This window comes from Vibrio sp. DW001, assembly GCF_029016285.1.
Classification (GTDB): Bacteria; Pseudomonadota; Gammaproteobacteria; order Enterobacterales; family Vibrionaceae; genus Vibrio.
On the sequence record NZ_CP091975.1, the window covers coordinates 1,347,463 to 1,363,669 of the forward strand.

Genomic DNA, 16,207 nt, shown 5'->3' on the forward strand with positions numbered 1-16,207 from the left:
TGACAATGTCGTTTTCTCGTGAAGAATTAGTCCAAGTGGTCACTAATAGTATTCAGCAGTCGAAACTCTACAAAGGCTTTTTCTTCCGTTCACCTGCTATTACTTTAACGGGCGGGTATAGCGTCAATCAAATTGGTGATGTGCTGATTGAGTTAGGCGTAGCCAAAGTGTTCATCGTTGTAGATAAAATGGTATATCAACTTGGTTTACTTGAAGGTTGTCAGCATTCTCTGACCTTTGCTGGAATTGAATACACTATTTTTAGCGAAGTAGTTGGCGAACCAGATTCAGACATTATCAGCAAATGCATACAGAAGATGAAAACCGCTGATGCTGACTTTGTTCTCGGCATTGGTGGTGGCTCTGCTTTAGACGTAGCAAAAGCCGTGGCTGTTATGGTCGATTATACAGGCAGTATCAGTGATTTTAAGGTCGGAGGATTGGCGTCTCGTCGGGTTGGTTTAGGTGCTATTCCGACAACGGCTGGTACGGGCTCGGAAGTCACCGATATTACGGTGGTTAAAGATCTTGCCACTGGCGTAAAACTACCGATTAAAGGACCAGCACTGGTTCCGGATTTGGCAATTATTGATCCCGCATTGATGTTAGGTGTTCCACCGGAAGTGACCGCTGCGACAGGTGTAGATACATTAACGCACGCAATTGAAGCGTATGTTTCAAGAGGGTCTAACCCATTATCTAAAGCTTATGCCTATCATGCAGTGGAAGCTGTCGCCCGATCGTTACGTAGAGCCGTTGGTTGTGGCGACAACTTGGATGATCGATACGATATGGCTGTAGCTGCCTATAAAGCAGGGCTTGCTTTCAGTAATGCGGGTCTTGGCCTAACCCACGCAATATCACATCAAATCGGTTCTCAATTTCACATTCCTCATGGAACGGCTAATGCCATTTTGCTTCCTTATGTCATGGCATTTAATGCCCTTGTCAGTGAATCAGAATATGCAGAGTTAGCCGTCGCTTTAGGTGTGGCGAGAGAAAATATGACTCAAAGAGAGTGCTGCTGGGCGGCAATTAAAGCCGTCAGCCAACTCGTTCAGGATCTCGGGCTACCCACTTCGTTAGCTCATGTAGATATACATCTTGAGTCCATGCTGTCGCTTGCTGAAGATGCATTAGACGATATTTGCTTAGGCGGCAATCCACGCACAGTGACAGCAAAGCAGATCATTTCGTTACTGCAGGATGTTGTTAGCGGCTCGATTTCTGGTGAGGTTATTGTATGAATACTAAGTTAATCACTAGCGTAGGGATTGATGTTGGTACCACCACAACTCAAGTCATATTCTCGCGATTAACATTGGTTAACCGTGCACCAGCATCGCAAGTGCCTGTCTACGAATTCATCGATAGGAAAGTAATCTATCAAAGTCCCGTCATATTTACGCCAATCAACTTTGATGGCGTGATTGACAATGAAAAAATCAAACAGTTTATAGAAGAACAAATATCCCTTGCAGGCATCACGCATGATGATATTGAGAGCGGCGCGATTATTATCACGGGTGAAACCGCGAAAGCGAAAAATGCACGTTCTTCTCTTCTCCATCTTTCACAGGAAATGGGTGACTTTGTTGTTGCTACTGCGGGTCCGCATTTAGAGTCCATTATTGCTGGTCGGGGTAGTGGTGCTCAACAGGTGTCCGAATCGAATCATCGTCGTGTTATGAACATTGATATCGGTGGTGGCACCGCCAATTTTGTTGTTTTTGATTGTGGTCGAGTAGTTGATACCGCCTGTATCAATATAGGTGGCAGGCTCATTCAGCTTGGAGAACAGGGACAAGTGACCTATCTATCCGAAGCTGGAGCCATGTTGGTAAAAGAGGTCTTTGGGGAGCAGATCAGTCCCAATGCATTAACGAAAGACCATATTAAACGTATTAGTAACAAAATGGCCGATATATTGTTCGGGTTGATAAGAGGGGAGAACACCCAGATTACTGCTCGATTATTACAAACGGCAGAGCTCAAGCAGCTTGATGATATTGATTCCATTTATATCAGTGGTGGTGTGGGTAAGTGCTTGTTTGAAGAACGAGTTGCACCCATTAACGATCTGACATTTGGTGACATGGGTCCGATGCTCGCTCGATCAATGCTAAGACACACTGAATTTGAAAGGTTGCCATTTATAGAACCAAAACAGACAGTGAGAGCAACAGTTATTGGTGCTGGTGCTCATTCACTTTCTCTTTCTGGTTCAACTATATGGTTAGAATTAGAGAGCTTACCAATAAAGAACGTTCCAGTTATCCATCCAACAATTGATTGGAACGACCCAGATTTTGATGTTAGCAAGGAAATTTGTATCTGTGCTGAACGGATGGATATTGCCCTTGCTACGGACCAATATGCTATTGCACTAGATAGTAGCATGCCGACTAAATACCGCGCGGTGCTCCAAGCTGTCAAAGGACTCGAGCAGTTTTATCGTTTACATGGTAATCACAACGATTCAGCACTAATAATTTCTCATAATGATATAGGCAAAGCACTCGGAATGGAGTTACAACCGTTGCTTTTACCTCAACCGCTTGCGGTTATTGATGAAGTTGCTACCCGAGAAGGGGACTACATCGATATTGGTAAAAGTTATTTTGGAGGGGAGATTGTTCCTCTCACGGTGAAATCTCTCGCGTTTCCGTCATAAAGGAGTGGCTAATGATTTTGAAAACTCGTCTGTTTGGTCAGACATATCAATTCTCAGACGTGAAAGAAGTGATGGCGAAAGCGTCCGATCTTCGCTCAGGAGATGTACTCGCTGGTATTGCAGCGTCTAGCTCTCAAGAGAGGGTTGCTGCGAAACAGGTGTTGTCTGAATTGACACTTAGAGACTTGCGTGAAAACCCTGCAGTTCCATATGAACTCGATGTGATCACGAGGATAAATCAGGACAGCTTGAATCGAGCTGTTTATGAAAAAATCCAGAGCTGGACCGTAAGCGAACTACGAGAGTATGTGCTTTCTAATACGCCGAGCAGAGAAGAATTCCAGAGGCTCAGCAAAGGGCTAACGGCTGAGATGGTTTCTGCAACGGCAAAGCTTTGTTCGAATGCCGACCTAATGTTTGGCGCGAAAAAATTACCAGTTGTAACTAAGGCGAATAGTACCGTAGGTATTCCCGGCCACTTTAGCTGTCGATTACAACCCAATGATACACGCGACAATATAAATTCAATTTTGGCGCAAACCTACGAAGGTCTTACGTATGGATGTGGCGACGCAGTAATCGGTATTAATCCTGTAACCGACAGTGTCGAAAATACCACTCAAATGCTTAACGCAATTCAAGATGTCATTAATAAATTTGAGATCCCAACACAGCCTTGTGTGTTGGCACATATCACTACTCAAATGGAAGCGGTTCGTAAAGGTGCGCCAGGAGGTCTTTTATTCCAGAGTATTTCCGGTTCTGAAAAAGGGTTGTCTGAGTTTGGCGTTTCTGTTGCGATGTTGGATGAAGCCTATGAAATAGGCAAACAGTATTGTCATTTAGCTGGCGACAATATGATGTATTTTGAAACAGGGCAAGGTTCTGCGTTATCTGCTGATGCTCACTATGGCGCAGACCAAATGACAATGGAAGCGCGTTGTTATGGGCTGGCTCGCCGTTATAAGCCGCACCTAGTTAATACTGTGGTTGGATTTATTGGCCCTGAATATCTCTATAATCACCAACAGATTATCCGTGCAGGCTTAGAAGACCACTTTATGGGCAAACTATCTGGCCTGCCTATGGGTTGTGATGCCTGTTATACAAACCATGCCGATACCGATCAGAACTCAAATGAGAACTTAGTAACGTTGTTAGCGGCATCAGGTATCAACTTTGTTATCGGTATGCCTATGGGGGACGACATTATGCTGAACTATCAGACAAATGCCTTTCACGATACTGCGACGGTTCGTCAATTATTAGGGCTAAGACCTGCTCCAGAATTTGAAAAATGGATGGAGAAAATGGGGCTGCTAGAAAACGGGCTATTAACTGCAAAAGCTGGTGACCCTTCAATTTTCTTTAATCGATAAGCGGAGATAACAATGAACGATAAAAATATACAAGATATTGTCTCAGCCGTTTTACAACAGCTTGGAGAAAAGGATGTCTCCGCTTCAACGGTTAAGAGAGTTGTTAGTGAAGAAATCACACCAGTTGTAAATGATGGCTCACTGCCTGATTTAGGCGACGATGAATTCAAAAACTGGAACGGTGTGGTTAATGCTCAAGATCCTAAAATAATTGAGGACCTGATCACTCAAACAGGAGCTCGAGTTGGAAATGGTTGTGCGGGACCTCGTCCTAGGACAACGGCATTGATGCGTTTCTGGGCCGATCACTCCCGTTCGAAAGACACAGTAATTAAGAACATCAGTGAGCAGTGGTTGAAAGACCATGATTTAGTAGAGGCTAAAAGCCAGGCTAAAGATAAAGATGAATACCTAACGCGTCCAGATCTGGGTCGAAAACTTTGCCCTGATAGTCGAGATATTATCACTAAAAATTGTGAGCAGTCACCACAGGTTCAGGTGGTTCTGTCTGATGGATTGAGTATGGATGCTATCACAAGCAATCTGGATGAAATTCTCCCTCCGTTGATGAATGGCATAAAGAATGCTGGGCTTAAAACAAATGCACCATTTTTCCTTAGATACGGTCGTGTAAAAGCTCAGGACGAAATCGGTGAACTACTCAATGCAGAAGTGAATATTCTGTTAATTGGTGAGAGACCAGGGCTTGGACAGTCGGAATCGTTGAGCTGTTATGCGATCTATAAACCGACTAAAGATACCGTGGAATCTGATCGTACCGTTATTTCGAATATTCATAGCGGTGGAACTCCACCGGTGGAAGCGGCTGCCGTAATAGTCGATTTAATTAAAACGATGCTGGAACAAAAAACCAGCGGCATCAATTTAAAAAGATAGAGGTGAACGATGGCTATTCAAGACAAAATTCCAGCATCTGTATTAGCAACCAGAGTGATTGCATCGGTTGAATCAGAATATGCTAAAGCACTTAAATTAAAGCCGAATCAAGTCAGTATTGGTTTGATTACTAGTGATTGTGATGATGTTACGTATTGTGCGCTAGATGAAGCAACAAAAGCCGCCAACGTAGAAGTCGTATACGCTCGTTCATTCTATGCTGGTGCGGCACACTCATCTGGACCTACATCTGGTGAAGTCATCGGTATCATTGCTGGTGAATGTCCAGCAGATGTCATTGCAGGTTTAGACCGTTGCAAGGAAGTAATAGAAAACGAGGCAGCGTTCCAGACAGCAAATGAAGCTGGAGATATTGCTTATTTTGCACACTTAGTCACCTCAACAGGCAGTTACCTTTCTGCGGAAGCGGATGTAGAACAAGGTGATGCATTGGCGTATCTAATTGCGCCACCGTTGGAAGCCATGTTTGCTATTGACGCGGCGCTAAAATCAGCTGATGTTCAATTGAAAAACTTGTTTGAACCACCATCAGAAACAAACTTTGCTGGCGCTCATTTAGTTGGTTCTCAAGCGGCTTGCCGTGCTGCCTGCGAAGCGTTTGCTGAAGCGGTAATTAGCATTGCTAGCAACCCAATCTCTCACTAAGGCACGTTAACATGAGCTCATTTTTAGATAAAGTCAGAGATGCTGGTGTCGTTGGTGCAGGAGGGGCTGGTTTTCCTACTTACGTAAAGCTAGATTGCAAAGTCGATCTGGTTCTTGCGAACGGTGCTGAATGCGAACCTTTGCTAAACAAAGATCAAGTCGTTATGCAGATCTGGGCAGATGAAATGCTCGGCGGCATGTTACTCGCGATGAAACAAACAGGGGCGTCGCAAGCTATTATCGGTATCAAAGACAAGCATCAAGATACTATCGAGATAATTGAAAGCGCAATTCAAAAACTAACAAAACCTGAAGAATTTTCGGTTTTGCAAATGCGTGACGTCTATCCAGCAGGCGATGAAGTCGAGCTGATTTACGAAGCGACAGGGAAGCGAGTGCCTTCAGGCGGTCTTCCGAAAGATATTGGCGTTTTGGTGCAAAATTCTGAGTCATATATAAATATATTTAGAGCGGCGATAGATCAACCTGTTACACATACGATGCTGACCGTTCATGGTGAGGTGCAATCGCCTTATACGGCATGGTTGCCTGTCGGTATTTCGGTCTCTGACGCTCTGGACATTGCGGGTGGGACAACCTGTGATGACTTCATTATTATTGATGGCGGCCCAATGATGGGTGGGGTGGTCAAGTCTCTTGATCAGCCGATAACACGGCTTTCAAGTGGCTTTATCGTTATTCCTAAATCATCGTCATTGGCGGTTAAAAAGACGATGCCAGAATCGACGTATCGACGTATTGGTAAAGCGGCTTGTGACCAATGTAGTTTGTGTACTTCGATGTGCCCACGAAACATGTTGGGGTATCCCATAAAACCTCATTTAGTCATGCGAGCATTACAGACATCAGGTCCTAATAGTGAAACGTATGCCTTATCGGCTCAAGCGTGCAGTGAATGTAACCTTTGTTCGATGTGGTCTTGTCCTGAAGGTTTAGACCCGAGGAATATGTGCGTAACCACTAAACGTGATTTACGTGAATCGGGAAGGCTGATGACCCCTGAACAGTTGCAAGGGCAAACTGTAGAGGTGCACCCAATGCGTGATTATCGAGGTGTTCCTACTAAGCGATTGATTCAGCGTTTGGGCTTAGTGCAATACAGCAAAACAGAAGCCAAAAATCTAGAAGGTGAATTTGACTTTAAATACGTCAACATTCCACTAAAACAGCATATCGGAGCGCCTGCTCAAGCGTGTGTCAAAGTGGGTGAAAATGTGACGGTTGGTCAAGTGATTGGTTTGGCATTAGACGATGCTTTGAGCGTCAACATTCATGCAAGCATCGCTGGTAAAGTGACCTCTGTCACCGAGCAGCATGTCGTGATAACGAAATAGATGAGTAAAAATATGATTAATGCAATTGGATGTATCGAGCTTAATTCTATCGCACGTGGTTTTTTTGTTGCTGATGTAATGTTAAAAGCGGCGCAAGTTGAAATAATTTTTAACCGTAGTATCTGTCCGGGAAAATTCATGGTGATGATATGCGGAGATGTTGCTGCGGTAAACGCATCAGTAGAAGCCGGTATGATCGCAGGTGGTACTGAGATTGTAGATGACCTAATAATTTCAAATGTTCATGAAGATGTATTTCCTGCGATCTCAGGTACGCGAGTCGTTGAGCGTACAGATGCGCTTGGAATTATCGAGACATTTTCAGTCGCTTCGATAGTTGAAGCTGCAGATGCTGCCGTGAAAGCGGCAAATGTTGAACTGCTTGAAGTCCATATGGCAATGGCCATTGGAGGCAAGGGATACGTCACTTTAACCGGAGACGTCGCTTCAGTTACTGCTGCAGTAGAGGCGGGTGCTGAGTGTATTAAACATAAAGGATTGCTCGTGGATAAGGTTGTGATTGCCCAACCACGCAAGGAAATATTGGCTGACAAAGTATAAAAATAAGGAGCACTAGCTAGTTAGTAAATAGATAGAAAAATTAAACAGAAAATAAACTAGAACAAACAGTATGTTAACTAAAAAATTATAGGGATGCATCAATCCGTACCCTACAAGAAGGATTGATCCGTCATATCACTTGGTAGTCAGACGATGATTACTGGGTTAAAAATTAAATCATACGGGTGGCTTATGTCTGAAAATAAAGCAAGTGATTTTGGTTCCTCCGAGTTTATGCATGAACGACAGCTTAAGAAAGGTGTAGCTGGTTGGTTTTTGCTCGCGACGCTAGGGGTATCTTACGTAATATCAGGAGACTATGCAGGGTGGAACTTTGGTATCGCTACTGCTGGTTGGGGTGGGATGTTAATCGCATCGGTGTTGATGGGAATAATGTACCTAACATTGGTGTTGTCATTGGCAGAAATGTCGGCAGCGATACCAACAGCAGGCGGTGGTTACAGCTTCGCTAGGAAAGTAATGGGGCCGATCGGCGGCTATGCCACGGGTTTAGCGGTATTAATAGAGTATGCAATAGCACCTGCTGCCATTGTCATCTTTATTGGTGGTTACCTTGAAGCATTAGTTGGGTGGAACGGACCAACGGTGTATGCCGTTTTTTATGCAATATTTATTGGTATCCATTTGATTGGTGCTGGTGAAGCACTACGTATAATGCTTGTTATTACAGCATTAGCTGTTGTCGCAATCATTGCAACTGCATTTGGGTTGATCCCCTATTTTGAAGTGGCTAACCTTTTTGATATACCAGCCAACCCAGCAATAGCAGGCGCAACGACGTTCTTACCACAAGGTTGGAATGGCGTTTGGGCTGCATTACCATTTGGTATGTGGTTATTCCTAGCAGTAGAAGGTGTACCTTTGGCTGCGGAAGAAGCAAAAGATCCCGCGAAGGATATGCCTAAAGGTATCATCGCGGCAATGATATTCCTATTAATCACGGCCGTTGGGGTAATGTTGTTAGTTCCTGGTGCTGCCGGTGCTAAAGCTACTGCCGGGTATGCCGCGCCATTAGTCGATGCGTTGCGTGCTGTTCATGGTGAAGATTCCATGTTAGCCAACTTCGTGAACGTGGTTGGTTTGACTGGCCTTATTGCGTCATTCTTCTCAATTATTTATGGTTATAGTCGTTTAGTATTCGCACTTTCGAGAGCGGGTTACCTACCAGCGTTCTTATCATTAACAGGTAAGCGTAAAGTACCAGTTTGGGCATTGATCATTCCAGGGATTGTAGGTTTCTTAGCGTCACTAACTGGTGAAGGTGATCGCATGATCATGATCGCGGTGTTTGGTGCAACAATCTCTTATGCTCTACAAGCTTATAGCCATATCTTGTTGAGAAAAAATGAACCTGATTTGGAACGTCCTTATAAAACACCAGGTGGCATCATTACGCCTTGGATCACGATAGTTCTTTCGTTACTAGCTCTATCATCATGTTTTGTATATGACGCAACAGCGGCATTCTGGGCTGTAGGTTTATATGTGATTGGTATGGCTTACTACTTTATCTTTAAGCATAAAGAAGTATCTAAGCATACTGCGGAAGAAGAATTTGAAGCAATCTTTAAAGCAGAAGCGGAACTGGATGATTAATCTAGTTTTGTAAATACGTAAAAAGGAGGTCAATTGACCTCCTTTTTTTATCGGAATTGTTTACCTATTATGCGTTAAATATCTGAGTAAACTCAGTAGAAGATAGGTGATATTGACGTGGGCAATTACGCCATGTTGTTAGCATACGGGCATATTTTTCTAACATAGGCATCTGGGCATTAAAGTGGTGGTCACTCTTTTCAAATTGAGGGTAAAGCCCTTCAGAATCAACGAGGAAACGAACATAATTAACGAGTTGATGTTCACTTGCGATGTCAAAACCCAAGAATTGTAGTCTACGTTGGTCAACGTTGTTCCTATCCGCTTCACTTAACATTTTGTTTGACTCTTGCATCGCGTGGTACATCTCCATGATGTTGATCACTTCGCGACATTCCTCTTCGGTGATCTTACCGAAATGTTTATCCAATTCACGCATTTGTAATTCATAGCCTCTTTCCACAATCGTTTGTAAACGGCTATATTTAGCTTCATTTTCAGGTCGGAGCTTAGACATAAGATAGTATTGATTTGAAAGGATCAAGCGTTGAGCGTTCGTCATTTCCATTGTGAGACCTCGAAGTAATTATTATCTGTTTGTTGTTAATTTATAATCAAAGTATTAATATTTTACGTTGTCGACATACTGTTCGAGTATACCCACCATTTTATCCATGGTTTCTTTACTTGGTGGATTGACCCCTTCTAGAGGGTAATCATAGCCGAGTGCTTCCCATTTATGAGCGCCCAATTTGTGATACGGCAGCAGCTCAACTTTTTCGATGTTATCCATATCTTTAATGAACGCACCTAGTAGATGTGCCGACTCTTCATCATCGGTATATCCAGGTACGATGACATATCGAATCCATGTTGTTTTACCTATTTTGTGTAGGTACCGTGCAAAGTCCAGAGTGCGCCTATTTGATACACCAATAAAGTCATGATGAATTTCATCCTTCATATGCTTGATATCAAGCATGACCAAATCGGATGCCTCTAATACTTCATCGACTACATCGGTATGTTTCCGAATATAACCGTTGGTATCAAGGCACGTATGCATCCCTTCCTTTTGGGCTGCCCGGAAAAAATCACGAACAAATTCTGGTTGAAGCATCGCCTCGCCACCGGAACAGGTAATTCCGCCGCCGGATGCTTTCATGAAGTGTCGGTACGACTTAGCTTCGTTGATTATTTCATCTACGGTAACTTCTTTACCACCATGTGTATCCCACGTATCGCGGTTATGGCAATACATACAACGCATTAAGCAACCTTGTAGAAATACGATAAAACGAATACCAGGTCCGTCTACGGTACCGCAAGATTCGAATGAATGGATACGACCAGATGTTGACATAGGTTCTTCTCAGAGAGTTTTTCTTATCTGTTATTTTATTACATTTAGGTTCCATAACCTAGTCTAACTTTCTGCTAATACGTATGTTCTTTGATTAATGAAATGCTTTGATGGTGGTTTTTTTCATTCGAGTTATCATTGTTACGATATTGTTAATATTTATCGTAGGGCGCATTTTGGTTGCGTTATTATTACTGGTGTGGCTAAGGAAAATACATGGAACGTTATTTATTCTCACAAAAAGAAAAAATATGGATTGTATTAGGGGTATTGATTGTCGGTTTTATCGGGCTGGTTGCTTACACAAGCAGTAGCTTTAAAGCAATGAATTCAGAATATCGCTTGAGTATAGATGTCACCAATGGATCCAACGAGATTGAACAGACTCAGGTGAATCTGTTCAAGTTAGCGAACAGTTTAATGACCATGAATTCAGAGAAAGTAGAGGCAGTTAAGCAGTCTTTAGCTGTTATTCAAGATAAGGGGCAGATGAATAGAGAATATCTAAATAATGTTGGTATGGAAACCGAGCAAATGAGCTGACGAACCTAATAGGCCGATATCAAAATACCGTCGAACCGTGGCTAGTTATTAGACGTGAACTGGGTTTTAGTGCTGATGATGGAAAGTTAGGTAGGCTGAAAGAAATCGCTGTGATTATAGAACAAAAAATAGCAGAAACCGGAATGGTAACGCTCAACTCTGATTTTCAAACGATGATAAAAGCGCAGCAAAACTATCTACTTACCCCTAATGAACAGAACCTGAAGTTTTTTAATCGTGCAAAAGCAGGTTTTAAGAATATGTCCAACACCTATGCGATGCTTGACCTATATGAAGAAGAGCTGGAAGCGTTTTCAGTTACTTTTGAACAGGTATCCGTGCTTTCTGGACAACTGAGTGATATTGAGTCGGATCTTTACGTCAATCAGGACGTGTTGTTAACGGCTGTGGAACAGATTACAACTGAACTTACTACTATTAGTGAGCGTTACCAAGCTTCAGCATCCTCGACAGCAGACGTTTCACTTTGGTCCGTTCATTGTCCTCGCGGTAATAACTATTGTGATATTTATTATGCTCTCTTTATCTATAACACGGCTGCTTAATCAAACCAATACGGCACTTAACTCGATTTCGAAAGGAAACCTAAGTGTACGGCTGCCAGTGACCCTCAACAATAAAGATGAATTTAACCAATTATCGATGGCAATCAACCAAACCTGCGAGAGCTTAACGGAGTTAGTTAAAGAAGTGCAAAGTAATAGTGACGCGCTTTCACTTAACGCGAAAGAACTTAATCGAGGTATTGAAAGAGTGGTAATGGGGCAATCGGAGGCCATTGAACAGACGCATATACTTGCTTGTGCGACAGAAGAGGTGAGCGTAACCACGCAAGAGGTTTCAAACAGTTTAGAGCGCGTTTCAGCAATGAGTAAGTCGTCGGCTCAGTCTGCTGATGATGGAGGTAAAATTATTACGCTTGCCATTGAGTCGATAGAGCAAGTAGGCAGTATTTTAACTCTGGCAGCGACGCATATTCAGCAATTAGAGGCGGCGTCGAACAAGATAGACTCAGTCATGGACATTATTAACGGTATTGCCGAACAAACCAACCTGTTAGCACTGAATGCGGCGATAGAGGCGGCTCGAGCGGGTGAACAGGGTAGAGGTTTTGCCGTTGTCGCTGATGAGGTTAGAAACTTGGCGGTTCGAACAGTGGAGGCTGTTTCTGAAATTTCAGGCACTATTGAGACGCTACAGACAGAGAGCGGTGAAGTGATTCAATACATTAACAAGTCTCAAAAATCGATGGAAGTAGGTCGACAAAATGGCCATGATGCTGTTCAAGCGTTGTTTGAAATAACGGATAAGGCTGAAGACGCGAGTCAACAGACGGATATGATATTTTCGTCAATTCGAGAGTTGGCAATAACAAGCCAGTCGATGCGATGGCCGATAGTATGTCTCAGATATCAACTTCGATGACTTCTATCGCCCTTAGTAATAATGAACTTAAACAGACGAGTCAACGAGTGGATAAACGTTCAACAACCTTAAATGAAAAATGCTTAAAGTTTACCCTGTAAAACATACTTTGCAGAATCAAGGAGCGTTATTAGGTCGCTTAAAACATCCAAAAAAGTGACATAGACAGATTTGCTGAGTAACCATTTAGGTCCTGTTCAAAGTCTTCTGTTTTGAATGCTAATGTCGCGCTACCACCTATAGACTCGCCATACACTGCGCCGCCAAACACGGCCGTTGCCTGAAGGTGTTCTACATCGGTAGGGTATACTTCATCTGGGCGATCGCCGTCTATGGTAATATCATTAAATCGATATCGTGCTTCGGCACCAGCGAATAGAAAAGCACCGGTTGTGTTACCCTGTACCATATAGGGCTTAAAGCTCATTTCATTCTCGGTTTTGGTACTGCCAGTACTGTCTTGCAAGTTCAACCCCCACCGCCATAAAAGTCCAGTCGCGATTTCGCTTCGATAATTGCCAGCCAAAATTCTAATCGGTGCACTGATCTCATGGGATAGACCCGCTGGATTATCAATAGTATATAACGGGTAACTACTATCATAAGAAAGGTTAGCAATGAAGGTACCTTCTATCTGATAATCCCATCCTTGAGGAGTGTCGGAGCCGACAATTTCATGCACAATTCTTTGTGCGCCTTCGGCAAAAGATTTCGGGCCTGTTACACCAATCATCAATCCGAAAGCCTGGGTGTTTTTATCTGAAATGGCAATGAGTTCTCCTTGTGTATATAAGAGACCGGCATAAGCTCGTTCATTTGGTTCTGGTTGTTCTTTTTTGATGTCCGAAGGTGTCCACATCTTCTGACCAATAGTTACGTGCCATTTATGTGTATTGAGTTCGTGATTGTCAAGCAATGATAGAGGTGAGTAGGCGACTAAAGCACGGTCTAAATCTGAAAGTGATGTCGAATAATCGATTTGGATACCGTTCGTGTAATTTTGATCAGTACCAAACGGACCATCATTATCGAAGGAGATAGCAATAATGCTATCGTTGGCGTTTGTTGCAAATGACAACAAGAAGATAGATGAGATAAATATATGTTTTAATTGGATAATATCAGCCTTAAACAACTTTTATTATAGTTACGCTTAGTGTAGCCTTTTTTTTATAAAAAACAAAAAGCCCCGCATAAATGCGAGGCTTTAATCAATGTTCGCTATAACTAGCGAGATTGAATGACGTTTACTGGATTACATAGTCTCAGTAAAAGTACGCGCGATTACGTCAGCTTGCTGCTCTGTAGTCAGAGAGTTAAAGCGAACAGCATAACCAGATACACGAATCGTTAGCTGAGGATAATTCTCAGGGTGCTTAACGGCGTCTTCTAGCGTTTCACGGTTAAGAACATTAACGTTAAGGTGTTGACCACCTTCAATGCCAGTCTCGTGGTGGAAATAACCATCCATAAGACCTGCAAGGTTCGCTTTCTGAGAGTTATCATCTTTACCTAGTGCGTTAGGTACGATAGAGAACGTGTACGAAATACCATCTTTCGCATCAGCAAACGGCAGTTTACCGACGGATGTTAGTGATGCTACAGCACCTTTTTCATCACGCCCGTGCATTGGGTTAGCACCAGGAGCAAATGGAGCGCCTGCACGACGACCGTCTGGTGTATTACCGGTTTTCTTACCATAAACCACGTTTGAAGTGATAGTAAGAATAGACTGAGTAGGTACCGAGTTACGGTAGGTTTTCAGTTTACGGATTTTGCCCATAAATACGGATACTAATTCACAAGCGATATCATCTACGCGAGAATCGTTGTTACCAAATTTAGGATAGTCACCTTCGATTTCAAAATCGATAGCGATGCCGTCTTCGTCACGTACTGGTTTAACCGTCGCGTATTTGATAGCGGACAATGAATCAGCCGCAACAGAAAGACCAGCAATACCACATGCCATTGTGCGATAAACGTCACGGTCATGTAAGGCCATTAATGATGCTTCGTAGCTGTACTTGTCATGCATGTAGTGAATGCTGTTTAGAGCTGTCACATATTGCTTAGCAAGCCAATCCATGAAGTGGTCCATCTTGCCCCAAAGTTCGTCGTATGAAAGCACTTCAGAAGTGATTTTATCCATAACAGGACCAACTTGAGCTTTAGACTTCTCATCAACACCACCGTTGATTGTGTAAAGCATGGTCTTAGCTAGGTTAGCGCGAGCTCCAAAGAACTGCATTTGCTTACCAACAATCATTGGTGATACACAACATGCGATAGAGTAGTCATCAGACTCCATATCTGGACGCATTAGATCATCGTTTTCGTACTGGATAGAAGAAGTATCGATAGATACTTTCGCACAGAAACGTTTGAACCCGTCAGGTAGTCGCTCAGACCAAAGAACCGTAATGTTCGGCTCTGGGCTTGGACCCATTGTGTATAAGCTGTTTAGGAAACGGAAGTTACTACGTGAAACTAAAGTACGTCCGTCAAGACCCATGCCGCCCATTGATTCTGTAGCCCAAATTGGGTCACCAGAGAACAACTCGTCATACTCAGGAGTACGTAGGAAACGAACCATACGTAGTTTCATCACGAAGTGATCGATCATCTCTTGAGCTTGTGCTTCAGTGATAGTGCCAGCAGCGATATCACGTTCGATGTAAACGTCTAGGAAAGTCGAAGTACGACCTAAAGACATTGCAGCACCGTTTTGAGATTTAACTGCAGCTAGGTAACCGAAGTAAGTCCACTGTACCGCTTCTTGAGCCGTTGTTGCAGGACCAGAGATATCACAGCCGTATTTAGCTGCCATTTCTTTGATTTGCTTAAGTGCACGATGTTGCTCAGCAATTTCTTCACGAAGTTGCATTGTTGCTTCTAAATCTTCGCCATTTTCAAATCTCTCTTGAAGAGAATTGAATTGAGCTAGCTTGTCCTTCATCAAGAAGTTAATGCCGTATAGAGCAACACGACGGTAATCACCGATGATACGACCACGGCCATAAGCATCAGGAAGACCAGTTAGAACACCAGACTTACGACACGCCATAATATCAGGCGTATAGATATCAAAAACACCAGCGTTATGTGTCTTACGGTATTCTGAATAGATTTTGCTAACCATAGGATCAAGTTCGCGATCGTATGCTTTTGCAGAACCTTCAACCATGCGAATACCACCGTTAGGGATGATAGCGCGTTTCAATGGAGCGTCGGTTTGTAAACCAACAATGGTTTCTAGATCTTTGTTTATATAGCCAGCATCGTGTGCAGTGATGGTAGAAATAAGAGAAGTATCGAAATCCACAGGAGCATGAGTACTGTTTTCCTGTTTGATGCCTTCCATTACTTTAGCCCAAAGCGAATTAGTTGCTTCAGTACCTTCAGAAACTAGGAAAGATTCGTCACCTTCATAAGGTGTATAGTTCTTTTGAATAAAGTCACGAACGTTTACTTCGTTTTGCCAATCTCCGTTCGCAAAACCTTCCCAAGCTTTAGCAAATTGCTCTGCCATGATATACCTACCTTTTTCGTAGAAAAATTACGTACTGTTTTTACTGATATTAGCTAGTGCCGAAGCACGCAGTACACTTTTTAATTAATAACAATATTTATGACCAAATGATACGTCATTAAACCATAGATATTGTAACCAAAATTGTCATTCGATTTTGTGATTCAAATTATA

12 protein-coding genes and 1 pseudogene are annotated in these 16,207 nt (G+C 42.9%); 9 read left to right on the top strand and 4 right to left on the bottom strand.

Features of this window, described 5'->3' with window-relative positions; translation table 11 throughout:
* Nucleotides 1-5: 5 nt before the first annotated feature.
* From L3V77_RS06415 to eat, 8 genes are all read left to right on the top strand, one after another.
* Entirely contained in the window at nt 6-1,247 is a 1,242-nt protein-coding gene (locus L3V77_RS06415; protein WP_275136262.1) for an iron-containing alcohol dehydrogenase, read from the top strand.
* Entirely contained in the window at nt 1,244-2,674 is a 1,431-nt protein-coding gene (locus L3V77_RS06420; RefSeq protein ID WP_275136263.1) for an ethanolamine ammonia-lyase reactivating factor EutA, read from the top strand. The genes L3V77_RS06415 and L3V77_RS06420 overlap by 4 nt, the downstream gene beginning before the upstream one ends.
* Before the next feature lie 11 nt (nt 2,675-2,685).
* Entirely contained in the window at nt 2,686-4,053 is a 1,368-nt protein-coding gene (locus L3V77_RS06425; protein WP_275136264.1) for an ethanolamine ammonia-lyase subunit EutB, read from the top strand.
* A gap of 12 nt (nt 4,054-4,065) precedes the next feature.
* Complete coding sequence (gene eutC / locus L3V77_RS06430; protein ID WP_275136265.1) at nt 4,066-4,950, top strand: ethanolamine ammonia-lyase subunit EutC; 885 nt, start codon at nt 4,066-4,068, stop codon at nt 4,948-4,950.
* Nucleotides 4,951-4,959: 9 nt separating this feature from the next.
* Nucleotides 4,960-5,616 carry an ethanolamine utilization microcompartment protein EutL gene (gene eutL, locus L3V77_RS06435; RefSeq protein WP_195702917.1) on the top strand — a complete coding sequence of 219 codons (657 nt, stop codon included), beginning with the start codon at nt 4,960-4,962 and terminating at the stop codon, nt 5,614-5,616.
* 11 nt (nt 5,617-5,627) lie between these two features.
* A complete protein-coding gene (locus L3V77_RS06440; RefSeq protein ID WP_275136266.1) occupies nt 5,628-6,971 on the top strand; it encodes a 4Fe-4S dicluster domain-containing protein in 1,344 nt (447 codons plus the stop codon).
* A 12-nt stretch (nt 6,972-6,983) separates the two neighbouring features.
* Entirely contained in the window at nt 6,984-7,532 is a 549-nt protein-coding gene (locus tag L3V77_RS06445) for a BMC domain-containing protein (RefSeq protein ID WP_275136267.1), read from the top strand.
* Nucleotides 7,533-7,724: 192 nt separating this feature from the next.
* Nucleotides 7,725-9,149, top strand: coding sequence for an ethanolamine permease (eat, locus tag L3V77_RS06450; protein ID WP_275136268.1), 1,425 nt, complete (start codon nt 7,725-7,727; stop codon nt 9,147-9,149).
* 67 nt (nt 9,150-9,216) lie between these two features.
* On the opposite strand, the gene L3V77_RS06455 is transcribed toward eat, so the two are convergent.
* Together L3V77_RS06455 and pflA are read right to left on the bottom strand one after the other, a co-directional pair.
* Nucleotides 9,217-9,717 (bottom strand): YfbU family protein, encoded by a 501-nt coding sequence (locus L3V77_RS06455; RefSeq protein ID WP_195702921.1) that lies wholly within the window; start codon nt 9,715-9,717, stop codon nt 9,217-9,219.
* Between the two features lie 54 nt (nt 9,718-9,771).
* Entirely contained in the window at nt 9,772-10,512 is a 741-nt protein-coding gene (pflA, locus tag L3V77_RS06460; protein WP_275136269.1) for a pyruvate formate lyase 1-activating protein, read from the bottom strand.
* Nucleotides 10,513-10,728: 216 nt separating this feature from the next.
* Between pflA and L3V77_RS06465 the strand changes: the two are divergent.
* A pseudogene (locus L3V77_RS06465) lies at nt 10,729-12,602 on the top strand (methyl-accepting chemotaxis protein).
* Between the two features lie 38 nt (nt 12,603-12,640).
* On the opposite strand, the gene L3V77_RS06470 reads toward L3V77_RS06465, so the two are convergent.
* Nucleotides 12,641-13,636, bottom strand: coding sequence for a lipid A deacylase LpxR family protein (locus L3V77_RS06470; RefSeq protein WP_275136270.1), 996 nt, complete (start codon nt 13,634-13,636; stop codon nt 12,641-12,643).
* Nucleotides 13,637-13,756: 120 nt separating this feature from the next.
* On the bottom strand, nt 13,757-16,033 hold the full coding sequence (gene pflB / locus L3V77_RS06475; protein WP_275136271.1) for a formate C-acetyltransferase: 2,277 nt from the start codon (nt 16,031-16,033) through the stop codon (nt 13,757-13,759).
* Nucleotides 16,034-16,207 lie beyond the last annotated feature (174 nt).